14 protein-coding genes and 6 tRNA genes are annotated in these 15,333 nt (G+C 70.9%); 11 read left to right on the top strand and 9 right to left on the bottom strand.

Features of this window, described 5'->3' with window-relative positions; genetic code table 11:
• Positions 1-38: 38 nt before the first annotated feature.
• Both RR1_RS03845 and RR1_RS03840 read right to left on the bottom strand, forming a co-directional pair.
• Entirely contained in the window at positions 39-1,649 is a 1,611-nt protein-coding gene (locus RR1_RS03845) for an alpha/beta hydrolase (protein WP_010838811.1), read from the bottom strand.
• Between the two features lie 21 nt (positions 1,650-1,670).
• On the bottom strand, positions 1,671-2,447 hold the full coding sequence (locus RR1_RS03840) for a pyrimidine reductase family protein (protein WP_371836777.1): 777 nt from the start codon (positions 2,445-2,447) through the stop codon (positions 1,671-1,673).
• Between the two features lie 26 nt (positions 2,448-2,473).
• Between RR1_RS03840 and zapE the strand changes: the two genes are divergently transcribed.
• Positions 2,474-3,493: a cell division protein ZapE gene (gene zapE / locus RR1_RS03835; RefSeq protein WP_040773827.1), complete on the top strand. Its 1,020-nt coding sequence runs from the start codon at positions 2,474-2,476 to the stop codon at positions 3,491-3,493.
• Positions 3,494-3,502: 9 nt separating this feature from the next.
• Here the strand turns inward: zapE and RR1_RS03830 are convergent, their stop codons facing one another.
• Complete coding sequence (locus RR1_RS03830) at positions 3,503-4,039, bottom strand: GNAT family N-acetyltransferase (RefSeq protein ID WP_010838814.1); 537 nt, start codon at positions 4,037-4,039, stop codon at positions 3,503-3,505.
• Positions 4,040-4,408: 369 nt separating this feature from the next.
• On the opposite strand from RR1_RS03830, the gene RR1_RS03825 reads away from it, so the two are divergent.
• Positions 4,409-4,837, top strand: a complete 429-nt coding sequence (locus RR1_RS03825; RefSeq protein WP_010838815.1) for a hypothetical protein — start codon at positions 4,409-4,411, stop codon at positions 4,835-4,837.
• A gap of 69 nt (positions 4,838-4,906) precedes the next feature.
• Here RR1_RS03825 and RR1_RS03820 read toward each other — a convergent pair.
• The 5 genes from RR1_RS03820 to RR1_RS03800 form a co-directional block, all read right to left on the bottom strand.
• Positions 4,907-4,981, bottom strand: a tRNA-Val gene (locus RR1_RS03820).
• 62 nt (positions 4,982-5,043) lie between these two features.
• Positions 5,044-5,119: transfer RNA gene (locus RR1_RS03815), tRNA-Gly, on the bottom strand.
• 145 nt (positions 5,120-5,264) lie between these two features.
• Positions 5,265-5,339, bottom strand: a tRNA-Val gene (locus RR1_RS03810).
• Position 5,340: 1 nt separating this feature from the next.
• A tRNA-Cys gene (locus RR1_RS03805) sits at positions 5,341-5,411 on the bottom strand.
• A gap of 25 nt (positions 5,412-5,436) precedes the next feature.
• A tRNA-Gly gene (locus RR1_RS03800) sits at positions 5,437-5,509 on the bottom strand.
• 298 nt (positions 5,510-5,807) lie between these two features.
• On the opposite strand from RR1_RS03800, the gene RR1_RS03795 reads away from it, so the two are divergent.
• Positions 5,808-5,879 (top strand) — tRNA-Val (locus tag RR1_RS03795).
• A gap of 81 nt (positions 5,880-5,960) precedes the next feature.
• Here the strand turns inward: RR1_RS03795 and RR1_RS03790 are convergent.
• On the bottom strand, positions 5,961-7,211 hold the full coding sequence (locus RR1_RS03790) for an ammonium transporter (RefSeq protein ID WP_051111222.1): 1,251 nt from the start codon (positions 7,209-7,211) through the stop codon (positions 5,961-5,963).
• 320 nt (positions 7,212-7,531) lie between these two features.
• On the opposite strand from RR1_RS03790, the gene RR1_RS22770 reads away from it, so the two are divergent.
• The 8 genes from RR1_RS22770 to RR1_RS03750 all read left to right on the top strand — a co-directional run bounded on the left by RR1_RS22770 (position 7,532) and on the right by RR1_RS03750 (position 15,211).
• A complete protein-coding gene (locus RR1_RS22770) occupies positions 7,532-7,957 on the top strand; it encodes a TIGR02611 family protein (RefSeq protein ID WP_051111223.1) in 426 nt (141 codons plus the stop codon).
• A gap of 55 nt (positions 7,958-8,012) precedes the next feature.
• Positions 8,013-8,567 carry a DUF742 domain-containing protein gene (locus tag RR1_RS03780; protein ID WP_010838818.1) on the top strand — a complete coding sequence of 185 codons (555 nt, stop codon included), beginning with the start codon at positions 8,013-8,015 and terminating at the stop codon, positions 8,565-8,567.
• A gap of 120 nt (positions 8,568-8,687) precedes the next feature.
• Positions 8,688-10,745 carry a threonine--tRNA ligase gene (gene thrS, locus RR1_RS03775; RefSeq protein WP_010838819.1) on the top strand — a complete coding sequence of 686 codons (2,058 nt, stop codon included), beginning with the start codon at positions 8,688-8,690 and terminating at the stop codon, positions 10,743-10,745.
• Positions 10,742-11,353, top strand: a complete 612-nt coding sequence (locus tag RR1_RS03770) for an ATP adenylyltransferase (RefSeq protein WP_010838820.1) — start codon at positions 10,742-10,744, stop codon at positions 11,351-11,353. The genes thrS and RR1_RS03770 overlap by 4 nt, the downstream gene beginning before the upstream one ends.
• A 123-nt stretch (positions 11,354-11,476) precedes the next feature.
• Positions 11,477-12,145, top strand: coding sequence for a phosphatidylinositol phosphate synthase (gene pgsA / locus RR1_RS03765; protein ID WP_040773892.1), 669 nt, complete (start codon positions 11,477-11,479; stop codon positions 12,143-12,145).
• The gene (locus RR1_RS03760) at positions 12,142-13,059 is read left to right on the top strand and encodes a phosphatidylinositol mannoside acyltransferase (protein ID WP_010838822.1); all 918 of its coding nucleotides are present in this window, start codon (positions 12,142-12,144) and stop codon (positions 13,057-13,059) included. Before pgsA ends, RR1_RS03760 begins: the two co-directional genes overlap by 4 nt.
• Positions 13,056-14,192: a glycosyltransferase family 4 protein gene (locus tag RR1_RS03755; protein ID WP_010838823.1), complete on the top strand. Its 1,137-nt coding sequence runs from the start codon at positions 13,056-13,058 to the stop codon at positions 14,190-14,192. The genes RR1_RS03760 and RR1_RS03755 overlap by 4 nt, the downstream gene beginning before the upstream one ends.
• Entirely contained in the window at positions 14,189-15,211 is a 1,023-nt protein-coding gene (locus RR1_RS03750; protein WP_010838824.1) for an NUDIX hydrolase, read from the top strand. The genes RR1_RS03755 and RR1_RS03750 overlap by 4 nt, the downstream gene beginning before the upstream one ends.
• Positions 15,212-15,333: the final 122 nt, after the last annotated feature.

The following is a 15,333-nucleotide window of genomic DNA, read 5'->3' as shown; positions in this document are numbered from 1 at the left end:
GGGTGGCCTCTCGGTGCACCACCCCTGGGCCGGGGGCGTCACGCCGGGCAGGCGCCACCGTTCGGCGGCAGTGTTCCGTCTGCGAGGTATGTCCCGATCGCACGGCGCGCGCACTCGGAGGACGTGGCCGGGTGCCCGCTCCCGTGCCACGTGAGCGTCGAGACCGGCGCGCCCGTCGACGAGATCGCACCCGTCGCGGCGGAGGCTGCCGATCCGACGGCCGGGTCGGCAAGGCCGCTCAACGCGAGCACCGGAACACCGAGCGCGTCCGGCAGCGACGGCGCGGTGGACGACGGCCACGCGCTGCACGCAAGCATCCGCAGGGCCGCGGTCTCGCCGAAGACCGGGTACTGCTCGCCCCACTCGTCGACGAGGGAGCGGACCCGATCCGGTGACGGCCACTGCGTCGTGTCGCTGCACCGCGCGACCCACTGGCCGTCCGACGGGCCTGCGTCGGCCGCCAGCGCGCGCAACGGCGCGGTGTCGCCGCGCACCGCCGCGGAGAACGGTTCGGCGAGCGAGTCCACCCGCGCCCGCGGATCGGGCTGTGCGAGCGCTGCCGACAGCGCCGCGACGACGGGAGGGGCGGTGAGATCGCCGAGGGTGCCCGTCGCCGCCGCGCGCACGACGCCGTCGATCGCTGCGCGAGGGTCGGGCCCGAGTGCACACGCCTGTGCCGTGCACTGCCGGGCGAACGCGTCGAGTGCTGCCTCGAGGCCCTGCAACCGGAGATCGGTGGCCGTCGCGGCGTCCGCGAGCACGGGCTCGGGGGAGTCGAGGACGAGCCGCGAGACGCGATCGGGGAACTGCGCCGCGTACGATAGCGCGACCGTCGCACCGTTGCCGGTGCCGAGCAGCGCGAGAGTGTCGACGCCCCACGCCGAGCGCAGTGCGTCGAGATCGGTCGCGGCGGAGTCGGCGCCGAACGCGAGTTCGTGCGGCTGGAGATAGTCGGTGCACGAGATGGTCGCGGCGACGGCGAGCTCGCTCAGCGTGCCGACGCGGTCGGTCTCGCCCGCCGCCAGGGTGCGCAGGCCGTTTCGCGTGTCCGGTGGCAGGCAGTCGATCGGGGTCGAGCTTCCGATGCCCCGGCGGTCGACCGCGACGATCGGATGCTCGCGCGCGAGATCACCGAGCCCGCTGCGCAAGAGCTGCCCGAGCTGTGTGCCGGACGGCGTGTCCGAGCCCGACGTCAGGACCAGTGGCGGTGCGTCGGCGGGGGTCTCGGGCGTGCGCGCCCGCATCGCGCCCGCCGTGAAGGTGCCGGGCCGCTCGCCCGACGCGTCGATCGGCGCGTCGAAGGCCGCGCAGTCGATCGTGATGCCGGGGACGTCGCCGACGCCGAGTGCTGCGATCCGTTCCGGTGCACACGGCACCCACGCGAGATCGGTGAGCGGCGCTTGCGGCTCGGGCGGGCCCGCGGGCTCCTCGCCGGGCGCGTCCTCGGTGGGGGCAGCGGGGGCGGGCGCACGTTCGACGGCGACGTCCGGACGCGCCGACGGCCCGGCAGAGCAGCCCGCGATCACGGCGGCGAGGACGCCGAGGAGCACGACCGCCCGTCCCGGCGCGGACACGCCCCACCGAGAGTTGCCGGACCGATCCGTCACCCACACCCGACCCATGACCGACAGCGTGCCAGGTCGATCCACCCCGCGCTCCGCGCCCCGGGGTCAGCGCGCACGAACCCACCGGACGAGCAGCGTGCCGTCGTCGTCCGCGAGCACGGCCTCGGGCCGCATCGCGCGCACGGCGTCGGCCGTCGACTCCGCGATCCGGCCCGCGCCGCCGGCGACCAGCATCGGCGACGTCGTCAGACACAACTCGTCGACGGCGTCGTCGGCGAGCAGTGCGCCGAACAGCGTCGGGCCGCCCTCGCACAGCACCCGCACGAGACCGCGCTCGGCGAGGAGCCCGAGAAGATCGGCGCTGGGCACCGACCGTGACCGGGTGCGCACGACATCGGCACCCGCGGCCCGCAGCGCCGCGACGGCATCCTCGTCCGCGTCGCTGCCGACCACGACGATCGGCGCCACCTCGGTGTCCGTCGTCAGGCGCCCGGCCGGATCGATCCGTCCCGACGCCGACACGACACAGACGGGAGGGACCGCGGCCTGCCCTCGCGCGAGCCGCGCGGCGCGGGTCGCGTCGTCGATGCGGACGCCACCGTAGTTCTCGTCCCGTGCGGTGCCGGCCCCGACGACGACGACGTCGGCGAGGCCACGCAGTGCCGAGAACACGCGGTGATCGGCAGGCGTACCGAGCCCGGCCGAGCGGCCCCCGAGGGTACGTGCGCCGTCGATCGACGCCACGAAGTTCACCCGCACCCACGGCGCGGCGGTGTCGGGGTACGCGTACAGCGCATCGAGATCGGGGGTGGCGTCGACAGGTTCCGAGCCGTCGGTGGGTGTGATGCAGGTCGCATGGAGGAGGCTGTGCACAGAAGAGATCACAGCATGCCGATATCCTGAACGTCATGCATTCACGCCTTGTCGACCGGAGCCCTGTGGTACCGGCAGATCAGCTCACTGCGCAGATGGTGCCGCCGGCGATGTTCGACGAGGTGAGCTTCGCGTCCTACATTCCCGACCCCGCGCAGCCGAGCCAGGCGGAGGCGGTCGCGAAGGCCGAAGAGTTCGCGGCGAAGGTCGGCAAGATTCGGAGTGGCGGCGGCCGTCGCGGGTTGTTCGGCAAGAAGACCCCCGCCGTCGGTGCAGGTCTGTACCTCGACGGCGGATTCGGTGTCGGCAAGACCCACCTGCTCGCGTCGATCTTCCACACCGCCCCGTCGCCGAAGGCGTTCGGGACGTTCGTGGAGCTGACGCACGTCGTCGGCGCGCTCGGCTTCAATCAGGCCGTCGAGGAACTGTCCCGCCACAGCGTCCTGTGCATCGACGAGTTCGAGCTCGACGATCCCGGCGACACGATGCTGATCTCGCGCCTGCTCAGCGAACTCTCGAACCGCGGCGTCTCCATCGTGGCGACCTCGAACACCTTGCCCGGCCAGCTCGGTGAGGGGCGTTTCGCCGCACAGGACTTCCTGCGCGAGATCAAGCAGGTCGCGTCGATCTTCGAGCCGATTCGCGTCGACGGTCCCGACTACCGCCACCGCGATCTGCCGCCCGCCCCGGATCCGGTCTCGTCCGACGAACTCCGGGCGACGGCGGACGCGACCCCCGGCGCGACACTGGACGACTTCGACGAGCTGTGCGCGTACCTCAGCACGCTGCATCCGTCGCGATACAAGAAGCTCGTCGAGGGCGTCTCGGCCGTGTACATCGACGGTGTCCACGCCGCACCGGATCAGTCGGTCGCGCTGCGGCTCGTCGTGCTCGCCGACCGGCTGTACGACGCGAGCATCCCGGTGACGGTCTCGGGCGCCAAGCTCGACGAGATCTTCACGCCCGAGATGGTGGCCGGCGGCTACCGCAAGAAGTACCTCCGCGCCACGTCGCGTCTGCTCGCGCTGTCGCGGTTCGAGGTGACGGCGGGCTGACCCGGCCCCTCAGGAGCGCAGGTCGCGCTGCATCACGTAGTCGTGGTGCAGTTGCGTCCCGACGCGAAACGTCTTGGTTCCGGCGACGGCGAAGCCGTGCTTGCCGTAGAAGCGCTGTGCGCGGGCGTTCTGCTGGTTGACGCCGAGCCACAGCCCGGCGCGGTCGCGGCCGCGGGCGTGCTCCACGACGGCGTCCATGAGCCCGCTCGCGACACCCTGGCCGTGTCGGCCCGGCAGCACGTAGAACTTGCTGATCTCGGTCGTCGGCCGCAGATCGACGACGGCCGCGACGTCGGGATCGACCGGGTCGCCGTCGATCAGCATCGCGTAGCCGACGATGTGTTCGCCCTCGGACGCCTTGAGGACGGTCCGCGCGGGATCGGTGAGGTAGTCGGCGAAGCGATCGACCGAGAGCATCTCGTCGACGAAGGCCGCGATGTCGTCGTCGGTGCTGCCGGGCGGGCAGGCCAGCGGGAACGTCGCGGCGGCGACGTCCGCGATCTCTTCGGAGTCCCAGATTCCTGCTGGTGCGACTGCGACCGTCATGGCTACCTCTCGTGTCGTCCGGGCGGGGGAGCGGCCGCGCCGGGCGGTCGTCCCACTCCATCGAAGCACCACGCGCCTCGCGAGGATGCGCCGGGACCGCCCGAGCGAGGCCGCGTGTTGCGGCGATCGCGCGCCGTCGCTAGCATTCGTCGCTATGACGCGCATTCTCGTAGTTCTCCGCCGCCGCGGGGTCTGAATCGGACCGACCCCCCGCTGCGGGTCGTCGAGCTACGCGTTGGTCCTCCTTCTCGGATCAGGAAGACCACTCTCATGCGCACCACCTCCACTCTGTCTCGCACCACTGCTTCTCGAACGGCCCCGTCGCGTACGGCTCCGTCTCGTTCCAGCGCTGCCTGCGCGACAGCCCCGATGCCGATCGCGGACCTGCTTCCGCGCGGGTTGCGTGACGAAGCACGTTGCACCGATCGGGAGTCGCTGCGCCGGACTTATTGCCCCGCAGGGCCGTTCGCTCTGCTCTCGTGGCGTTCTCGCGGCGCCGCCGCCGGTAGCACCCGGTACGAGGCCGAACTCACGACGGCGCGCGGGCGGCGCTGCGGCGAGGCCACCGCGACCGGCCCGCTGGCGGCACTGACCGCGATGCTGCACGACGCCGGCACGCGGATCGAGATCCTCGAGTTCCACCAGCGGCCGGACGGCGGACGCCACTCGACGTCCGTGCGCTGCGAGTCGAACGGCCGCACGTTGTGGGCGTTCGCGGACGACGAGGATCGCACCCGCTCCGCTCTCGGTGCCCTGCTGGCGGCCGCCAATCGATTCGCGGCGCTGCCCGAGGCGTGAGGGTTCTCCGGTTGTCGGAGGACAGACGACAGTAGGGCGGGCCCGGAACTTCCGGACCCGCCCTACTGGTGGTGCGCGATACTGGGATCGAACCAGTGACCTCTTCCGTGTCAGGGAAGCGCTCTCCCGCTGAGCTAATCGCGCGAGACGACACCGCGGTGCGGTCCTCGGCACTCTCGTGACGAAGAACCGCACCGCGGTCTCGGTGGAGCGGATGACGGGATTCGAACCCGCGACCCTCACCTTGGCAAGGTGATGCGCTACCAGCTGCGCTACATCCGCATGCGATCCGGCGAACCGTGTTCCGGTGAGCCGAACCGAGTTCACCTGCCCCGCAGGGCAAGCGTTCGTACCCCGAAGGATACGTGACACTGACCGTGGCCCGTGTCGTCCGGCCCGAAGGCCGTACTGCCTGGCCCGAAGGCCGTGGTGCGCGATACTGGGATTGAACCAGTGACCTCTTCCGTGTCAGGGAAGCGCTCTCCCGCTGAGCTAATCGCGCGAGGTGGAGACGGGAATCGAACCCGTGTGCACGGCTTTGCAGGCCGTTGCCTCACCACTCGGCCACTCCACCGTGAAAGGTTGAGTCCACCCTCTCGAGCGGATGACGGGATTCGAACCCGCGACCCTCACCTTGGCAAGGTGATGCGCTACCAGCTGCGCTACATCCGCATTCGTGCCTCGCCCGGTTCTGCTCTGCTGGGCGAAAGTCAACGCACAGCCTAGCCGATCCGGTGAACACTGGCGCTCCGGGGGTACCCGCTGGGTGACTCCCGGTGCGGTTGAGAACACTAGCCCAGGGTCGCGACGAACCACAAATCCGCAGGTGGGCTACCTGACGGGGGATCGTGTGCACGCCGGATTCGCGGCGGCGTCGAGACCCTCCCCGCGAGCGGTCGCCGATTTTCGTCGGCCGCCGTGCGCGTGCTAGTGTTTCGCTTCGTTCGGCCCGCTTCGGCAGGCCCGACGCGGTCTCGTAGCTCAGTGGGAGAGCGTCCGCCTCACACGCGGAAGGTCGCTGGTTCGAAACCAGCCGGGACCACTCACGAACGGCGGCCCGGTCACCTCGAGGTGACCGGGCCGCCGTCGTCGTCGGAGAAGGATGCTCGCGAGAGCGAGCGATTCAGACGCGCTCGCGGGCGTCGTACGCGGTCTCCTGGTGCATCGCGACGTCCATGCCCGAGTACTCATCCTCTTCGTCGGCACGCAGGCCGATCGTCTTGTCGAGAACCTTGGCGATGATCCACGTGACGCCGAACGCGTACGCACACGTGACGCCGATGCCGACGAACTCACGCCACACGATGTCCCAGCTGCCGCCGAACAGGATGCCCTCGATGCCGGCGGGCGACCCCGCGTAGCCGATGAGGATGACGCAGACCGAGCCCACGATGCCGCCCATGCCGTGCACGGCGAAGGCGTCGAGCGACTCGTCGATGCCGAGCTTGGTCTTCCACGTGCACGCCCAGCAGACGATCGCACCGCCGGCGAAGCCGACGACCAGCGCGCCGATCGCCTCGACGGCGTCCGCCGACGGAGTGATCGCGACGAGACCGGACACGAGACCCGAGGCGGCACCGAGCGTCGTCGGCTTGCCGTTGCGGATCTTCTCGACGAGGCAGAAGCCGAGCATGCCCGCGCACGCGGCGAGCAGCGTCGTCAGATACACGTACTGCGCCAGGAAGTTCGCGCCACCGGCCGTGCCGCCGTTGAATCCGAACCAGCCCATCCACAACAGGCCCGAGCCCAGCAGGATCAGCGGGACGTTGTGCGGGCGCGTCGCGCTCTCGCGGCGCGGGCCGAGCACGAGCGCGAGCGCCAGCGCGCCGAGGCCGGACGCCATGTGGACGGCGGTGCCGCCCGCGTAGTCGTGCAGGCCGAGGTCGTTGCGCATCCAGCCGCCGACCGTGCCGAGATCCTCGTCGTCCGCGGCGAAGACCCAGTGCCCGAGCGGCAGGTACACGAACGTGACGTAGAGGGCGGCGAAGACGAGCCACGCGCCGAACTTCATGCGGCCGACGGCACCCGACGCGACGATCGCGATCGTGATGCCCGCGAACAGGATGTAGAAGGCGAACCAGAACGGATCCGCGAGTCCGCCGTCGCCGGGATCCTCGTAGATACCGGCGAAGCCGAGGTGGTCCATCGGATCACCGAGGATTCCGAGGCCGCCGATCGAGTCGCCGACGACGAATCCGTGGCCGTAGAGGACGTAGATCACGGAGGTGACGGCGAGAGCGCCCATCACCATCATCATCATGTTCAGCGTGTTCTTCGTGCCGACCATGCCGCCGTAGAACAGTGCCAGACCGGGGAACATGACGATCACGAGCGCAAGAGCCGCGAGCATCCACGCGACATCGGCTGCGGGCATAGCTTCTCCTCGGACGTCGTCGACGACGACGTGCGGGAGCACCGCACGTCGTCGCACAGAAAAAGGGTGGGGGCTCGCACCGGCAGAGCGGCTCCGTTGCCGTCCGGGCGAGTGGCGTCATCATGTCCGACTCGGCGGGGATTCGCGCGTCGAACCGGACACCGAAACGCGTCTTCACGGGTCTCCGACCAGGTTCTGTGACGAGCGTCTCGCTTGGTGACGGGTGCGCGACGCTCGGTACTCTCGGGCATGTGGAGAACGGACCGCGCACCGACCACGTCCCGGCTCCCGGCGACGACACCGCCGAGCGCGGGGCCGCGGTGGACGGCGGCGAACGCTCCGTGTTCCGGCGGATCGGCGACGGGATCGGGCGCAGGCGCGCGGCGATCGCGAGCAACCGCACTCTCGACCTCACCTACCGCGCGATCGTGGGTGTCGTCGGCACGATCGTGCTCGTCGTGGGCATCATCGCCATCCCGTATCCGGGGCCCGGCTGGCTGATCGTGTTCGCGGGCCTCGGCATCCTCGCGTCCGAGTTCGACTGGGCGCACCGCATCCTCCACGTCGTGCGCGGTAAGTACGACACCTTCATGGCGTGGTTCGGCCGCCAGTCGTGGTTCGTCCGTGGCCTGGGGGCACTGGGGACGGCTGCGGTCGTCGTCGCGACGCTGTGGGTGCTCGGCACCTTCGGCCTCGTCGGTGGCTGGGTCGGCCTGCACCAGCCCTGGCTGCAGAGCCCGTTCTGACCGTTCACCCACAGGAAACAAACTGGTGGGAACATTTCCGCACGAGGGGAGCGGGATGAACGACGATGACGAATGGCCGGTTGTCGGTGCCACCGGTGCACGCTTCGGCTCGGCGGGCAGGCGCAAGCGCCGTGACCGCGCGCGCACGCAGGCGGCGGCCGAGCCCGTGGCGACCGCCGCGTCGGAGCCGCTCGCGCAGGAGACGACGACCGACCAACGCCCGAGCGAAGGCGTGCCGCAGCCGGCGCAGCAGCGTCGGCCCGAGCGGCCCGCCGCCGATTCGGCGACCGAGGAGTTCTCGCTCGTGCGTCCCTTCGTCCGCAGCGGCGGCAGGACCCGGCCGCGGGTCGAGCTCGAATTCGAGACGCTCGTGTCCGCGACCGCCGACGCGAGCGCGCAGGGCGATCACCGCGTGGTGCTCGAGCTGTGCACGTCACCGCGCTCCGTCGCGGAGATCGCGGCGCTGGCCCGGATGCCGATCGGCGTCGCACGCGTGCTCGTCGGCGACCTCGCGTCGTCGGGAGACCTCGTGGTGCACGCGACGGTGGGGACCGAGGGGCCGGGCCGGGAACTGCTCGAACGGATCCTCCAGGGAATCCGCTCGATCTGAGGCCGCTCCACGCGTCGCGGGCGGGACGACGTCGTCGGGGGAGTCGGGCGCCGGACTAGCATGGTCACGCACGGTGGCTGCCGACGAGCAGCCGTCCCACCGCCATCCGAGGAGACAGCAGTGACCACGCCCGTACCCGACACCTCAGCCGCCCTCGTCCGGGTCGCGGCGGGGACCACGGCGGGCGCCGCGGTCCGGGAAGCCGGATACCCCACCAAGGGTCCCGACACGATCGTGGTCGTGCGCGACGGCGAGGGCCGGCTGCGTGACCTCGCGTGGACGCCCGACGCCGACGTCGAGGTGGAACCGGTCGCCGCGAGCACCGACGACGGGCGCAGCGTCATCCGGCATTCGGCCGCCCACATCCTCGCGCAGGCGGTGCAGCAGGAGTTCCCGGACGCGAAGCTCGGCATCGGCCCGCCGATCACCAACGGCTTCTACTACGACTTCCAGGTCGAGCGGCCGTTCACGCCCGAGGATCTGGCGAAGCTCGAGAAGCGGATGAAGCAGATCGTCAAAGGCGCGCAGCGCTTCTCGCGCCGCGTCGTCGACTCGGTCGAGGACGCCCGCACCGAACTCGCGAACGAGCCGTTCAAGCTCGAGCTGATCGACGACAAGTCCGGCATCGACGACCCCGAGATCATGGAGGTCGGCGGCTCCGAGCTGACGATCTACGACAACCTCGACCCCCGTACCGGCGAGCGCGTGTGGGGCGACCTGTGCCGCGGCCCGCACATCCCGACGACGAAGTTCGTCCCCGCGTTCAAGCTGACCCGCAGCTCCGCCGCGTACTGGCGCGGCGATCAGAACAACGCCGGCCTGCAGCGCATCTACGGGACGGCGTGGGAGTCGAAGGAAGCGCAGGAGCAGTACCTCGAGCTGCTCGCCGAGGCGGAGAAGCGCGATCACCGGCGGCTCGGTGCCGAACTCGATCTGTTCAGCTTCCCCGACGAGCTCGGGTCGGGGCTGCCGGTGTTCCATCCCAAGGGCGGCATCATCCGCACCGAGATGGAGAACTACTCGCGCCGGCGGCACACCGAGGCCGGCTACGAGTTCGTCAACACCCCGCACATCACGAAGGGTCACCTCTTCGAGGTGTCGGGCCACCTCGACTGGTACCGCGAGGGAATGTTCCCCGCGATGCACGTCGACGAGGAACTCGCCGAGGACGGCACCGTCCGCAAGCCCGGCCAGGACTACTTCCTCAAGCCGATGAACTGCCCGATGCACAACCTCATCTTCCGTGCGCGTGGCCGCTCGTACCGCGAGCTTCCGTTGCGGCTCTTCGAGTTCGGCAGCGTCTACCGCTACGAGAAGTCGGGTGTCGTGCACGGACTGACGCGCGTGCGCGGCATGACGCAGGACGACGCGCACATCTACACGACGCGCGAGGACATGCGCAGCGAGCTGTCGAGCCTGCTGCGGTTCGTGCTCGATCTGCTGAAGGACTTCGGGCTCGACGACTTCTACCTGGAGCTGTCGACGAAGAATCCCGACAAGTACGTCGGCGACGACGAGACCTGGGACGAGGCGACCGCGACGCTCGCGGAGGTCGCGGCCGACTCGGGCCTCGAGCTCGTTCCCGATCCGGGTGGGGCCGCGTTCTACGGCCCCAAGATCTCGGTGCAGGTCAAGGACGCGCTCGGCCGGACCTGGCAGATGTCGACGATCCAGCTCGACTTCAACCTGCCGGAGCGGTTCGAGCTCGAGTACACGGCGTCGGACGGGACGAAGAAGCGTCCCGTGATGATCCACCGTGCGCTGTTCGGGTCGATCGAGCGGTTCTTCGGCGTCCTCACCGAGCACTACGCGGGTGCGTTCCCGGCGTGGCTCGCGCCCGTGCAGGTCGTCGGCATCCCGGTGGCGGAGAACTTCGAGGAGCACCTCCTCGGTGTCGCCGCGACGCTGAAGGCGGCCGGCGTCCGTGCCGAGGTCGACACGAGCGACGACCGGATGCAGAAGAAGATTCGCACCCACACGACGCAGAAGGTCCCGTTCATGCTGCTCGCGGGCGAGCGCGACGTCGAGGCCGGTGCGGTGAGCTTCCGGTTCCGCGACGGAACGCAGGTCAACGGTGTACCCGTGGACGAGGCGGTCGCGGTGATCACCGGCTGGATCGCGCGGCGTGAGAACGTCTCGCCCACCGCGGCGCTCGTGCGGCCGGAGGAGACGCAGTGACCTCGGCGGCCGGGGGAGCCTCGCGCGACGAACGCGAGCTGCCCGGCACCGCCGAGCTGATCGACGTCGGCGCCGGCGAACCGGATCGGCTGCAACGGATCTGGTCGCCGCACCGGATGTCCTACATCACCGAGGCGCCACGGCCGGCGGGCGGTACGGGTGAGCCGTTCCTCGACATCCCCAAGATGGCGGACGAGGACGGGCTCGTCGTACGCCGTGGCGAGAGCGTGTACGCCGTGCTCAACCTGTATCCGTACAACCCCGGGCACCTGATGGTCGTGCCGTACCGGAAGGTGGCGGCGCTCGAGGCGCTCACGGCCTCGGAGTCGGCGGAGCTCATGGCGTTCACGCAGTGCGCGCTGCGGGTGATCAAGTCGGTGTCGAATCCCGACGGATTCAACGTCGGCCTCAATCTCGGTGCGGCGGCGGGTGGTTCGCTCTCCGAGCACCTCCATCAGCACGTCGTGCCGCGGTGGCGCGGCGACGCGAACTTCATCACCGTGCTCGGCGAGACGAAGGTGATGCCGCAGTTGCTGCGGGAGACGAGGGCGCTGCTCGCCGCGGCATGGGAGACACTCGCGCCGGAGCCGGCCGGCGACGATGCCTGACCGGCTCCTGCCGGCCACGACGCGCGAGCGGCACCCCGCCGCGGGGCCGCTCGGCGCGCATTCGTGGCACGATGCCTCGGTGGAATCTACGAACTCGGTGCGATCAACGAATGGGGGCGGCTCGTGCTGAGTTTCTTCGGCCGCGCGACCGTGTCGAAGGTGACGGCGCCGATCGGCCGGGCGCTCATCCGGACCGGCCTGACGCCCGACGCCGTGACGATCGTCGGCACCGTCGCGTCCGTGGGCGGTGCGCTCGTGTTCTTCCCGCAGGGCCAGCTCTTCTGGGGCACGCTGTGGATCTGGGCGTTCGTGATGTTCGACATGCTCGACGGCGCGATGGCGCGGGCCCGCGGCGGCGGCACGAGATACGGCGCCGTCCTCGACGCGACGTGCGACCGGATCGCCGACGGCGCGATCTTCGCGGGCCTCGCGTGGTGGGCCGTGTACGACGAGCAGAGCAGGCCGCTGCTGATCGCGACGCTGATCTGTCTCGTGACCTCGCAGGTCATCTCCTACGCCAAGGCGCGCGCCGAGGCCAGCGGCCTCACCGCCGACGGCGGCTGGATCGAGCGTCCCGACCGGCTGATCATCGTGCTCGTCGGCGCCGGGTTCACCGGGCTCGGTGTCGACTGGGCGATCCACGTCGCGATGTGGCTGCTCGCCGCGGGCAGCATCGTGACGGTGCTGCAGCGTGTGCTCGCCGTCCGCAACTCGCCGGGTGCCCGTGACCGGCTGCCGATCGCGCCGACGACGGCCGACGACGAGGCCGACGGGCCGGGTGAGCGTGCATGACGGCCGCCGAGACACTGTCGGACCTCGGGTACGCCGCCGGTTGGCGGCTGGTGCGGGCGCTTCCGGAATCGGTGGCGACGACACTGTTCGATCGCGGTGCCGACCTCGCGTCGCGCGGTGGTGGTCCCGACCAGCTTCGTCGCAACCTGGCGCGGGTCGTGGGCACGTCCCCCGAGGCCGTGCCGGACGAGCTGCTCCGTGACGCGGTGCGTTCGTACGCGCGGTACTGGCGCGAGGCGTTCCGGCTGCCGTCGATGGACCTGCCGGCCGTGGCCGATGCGATCGAGGACTCGATCGCGGGCAAGGAGCACGTCGACGCGGCGATGGCCGCCGGGCGCGGCGCGATCCTCGCGCTGCCCCACAGCGGCAACTGGGACATGGCCGGAGTGTGGTGCGCGCAGCGGTACGACGGCTTCACGACGGTCGCCGAACGGCTGCGTCCCGAGTCGCTCTACCGGCGGTTCGTCGAGTACCGCGAGAGCCTGGGCTTCGAGATCTTCCCGCTCAGCGGCGGTGAGAAGCCGCCGTTCCCGCAGCTCGCCGAGCGCCTCCGCGCGGGCCGCATCGTGTGCCTGCTCGGCGAACGCGACCTCGCGCGTCGTGGTGTACCGGTGACCTTCTTCGGCGAACCGACGCGGATGCCGGCCGGTCCCGCGAAGCTCGCCGAGGAGACCGGTGCCGCGCTGCTGCCCGTCCACTGCTGGTTCACTCCCGGCGGATGGGGCTTCTCCGTCGACCCGCCGGTCGACGTCGCCGCCGGCACCGCTGCAGCGACGCAGGCACTCGCCGACGTCTTCGAACGCAACATCGCGGCGCACCCCGCCGACTGGCACATGCTGCCGCCGCTGTGGCTCTCGGACCTCTCGCAGGGGCGGCTCGAGCGCATGGGCGAGACGCGGGCGGAGGACACGTGAGGATCGGAATGGTGTGCCCGTACTCGCTCGACGTACCGGGCGGAGTCCAGGCGCACGTCGTCGATCTCGCGCGGGTGCTCATCGAACGCGGACACCACGTCTCCGTGCTCGCCCCGGCCGCCGAGGACGCCGTGCTGCCCGAGTTCGTGGTCTCCGCAGGCCGCGCCGTTCCCATCCCGTACAACGGCTCGGTCGCGCGACTCAGTTTCACGCCCGTCGCGAGTGCCCGTGTGCGCAAATGGATCTCGCGTGGCGAGTTCGACGTCCTGCACATCCACGAGCCGAACGCCCCGAGCCTGTCGATGCTCGCGTTGCGGCTCGCGGACGGCCCCATCGTCGCGACCTTCCACACGTCCACGACGAAGTCGCTCGTGCTGAGCACGTTCCAGGGCGTGCTCCAGCCGTACCTCGAGAAGATCAGCGGCCGGATCGCCGTCTCGGAACTCGCGCGGCGCTGGCAGGTCGAAGCGCTCGGGTCCGACGCCGTCGAGATCCCGAACGGCGTGGACGTGCCGGCGTTCGCGGACGCGCCACTGCTCCCGGGATACCCGCGCCGGGGCGGAACGGTCGCGTTCCTCGGCCGCTACGACGAGCCGCGCAAGGGCATGGCCGTCCTGCTCGAGGCGATGCCCGGGCTGCTCGAACGGCACCCCGACCTCGAGGTCCTCGTGATCGGGCGCGGCGACGACGAGAAGCTGCGCCGCGAAGCGGGCCGCGCGCTGTGGCCGCACCTGCGTCTGCTCGGCCAGGTCACCGACGCGGAGAAGGCGTCGGCGCTGCGCAGCGCGGACGTGTACTGCGCGCCGCACCTCGGCGGCGAGAGCTTCGGGATCGTGCTCGTCGAGGCGATGGCGGCCGGAACGTGCGTCGTCGCGAGCGAACTCGACGCGTTCCGGCGTGTGCTGCGCGACGGCGAGGGCGGCATGCTCGTCCCGGTCGGCGACTCCGCCGCGCTCGCGACGGCGCTCGCCCGCGCACTCGACGACGACGACGAGCGGGCGAGCCTCGTGGCCGCCGGGCGCAGGCTCGTCACGGCGTACGACTGGCCGGTCGTCGCCGAACAGATCCTGCGGGTGTACGACACCGTCGTCGTCGGCGGCCAGAAGGTCAGAATTCGTGAGGTGCGCTCGTGACGTTGTCGGCCCTGACCGTGTTCGTCGTCGGGCTCGTGGCGCTCGTCGTCCTGATCGTCGGGCTGTGGGCGTACGGGACGGCGAACCGGCTCGACCGTCTCCACGTGCGCTCGGACCTGTCGTGGCAGGCGCTCGACGCCTCGCTCGCGCGGCGATCCGCCGTCGTGCGTGCCCTCGCCGCGACCCTGCCGGCCGGTCGGCGCCGGCCGATCGTCGCCGCGGCGGACGCCGCCGAGCGAGCGGACCGCGGTGATCGCGAGCGCGCGGAGAACGCCCTGTCGGCCGTCCTCGCGGACCTGGACACCGAGACGCTGCGCCCGCAACTCGTCGCCGAACTCGCGGACGCCGAGGCACGGGTGCTCATCGCACGGCGCTTCCACAACGACGCCGTCCGCGACACACTCGCGCTGCGGACGCGCCGGCTCGTGCGCTGGCTGCACCTCGGCGGAACCGCGCCGCTTCCCGTGTACTTCGAGATCTCCGAACGCACGTCCGCCGCGGGCCGCGTCGAGGGTTTCGAACTCGACGCGACGCGAACCTCGGCGCGCGTCGTCGTCCTCGACGACCGCGGCCGGGTGCTGCTGCTCCGGGGACGTGATCCGGCGGTCGAGGGCGTGCACTTCTGGTTCACGGTGGGCGGCGCCGTCGAGAAGAGCGAGACGCTGCGCGAGGCCGCTGTCCGCGAACTCGCCGAGGAGACCGGACTGCGCGCGGACCCCGCCGCGCTGCGGGGACCGATGTGGCGCCGCGTCGCGGTGTTCTCGTGGAACGGCGAACTGATCCGGTCGGAGGAGTTCTTCTTCGTGCTGCCCGTGCCGGAGTTCGCGCCCGTCTCGGACGGCTTCACCGAGGTCGAGAAGCGCACGATCACCGATGCCCGCTGGTGTGACGCGGACGGCATCCGCGCACTCGACGCGGCCGGGGAGACCGTCTACCCGCGAGACCTCGCGGACTCGCTGCGCGAGGCGGGCGAGATCGCCGCGGGTGTGGGCGACGTCCACGTCCGGCAGATCGCCTGACGACCGACCCTCCGGCCGTGCGGGCCAGCATCCCCGCACTGGCTACCGACAGCGCCGCGGCGACGCCCTAGAATCGGTGGCGAGTGCGCCGCCGCGCGCCGCGTCGCGCCGCTGCGCGACCA

Source organism: Rhodococcus rhodnii NBRC 100604 (assembly GCF_001894925.1).
Lineage (GTDB): Bacteria > Actinomycetota > Actinomycetes > Mycobacteriales > Mycobacteriaceae > Rhodococcus_F > Rhodococcus_F rhodnii.
Note: the sequence above shows the minus strand (reverse complement) of the source record. Positions and strands in the feature narration are given on the sequence as shown.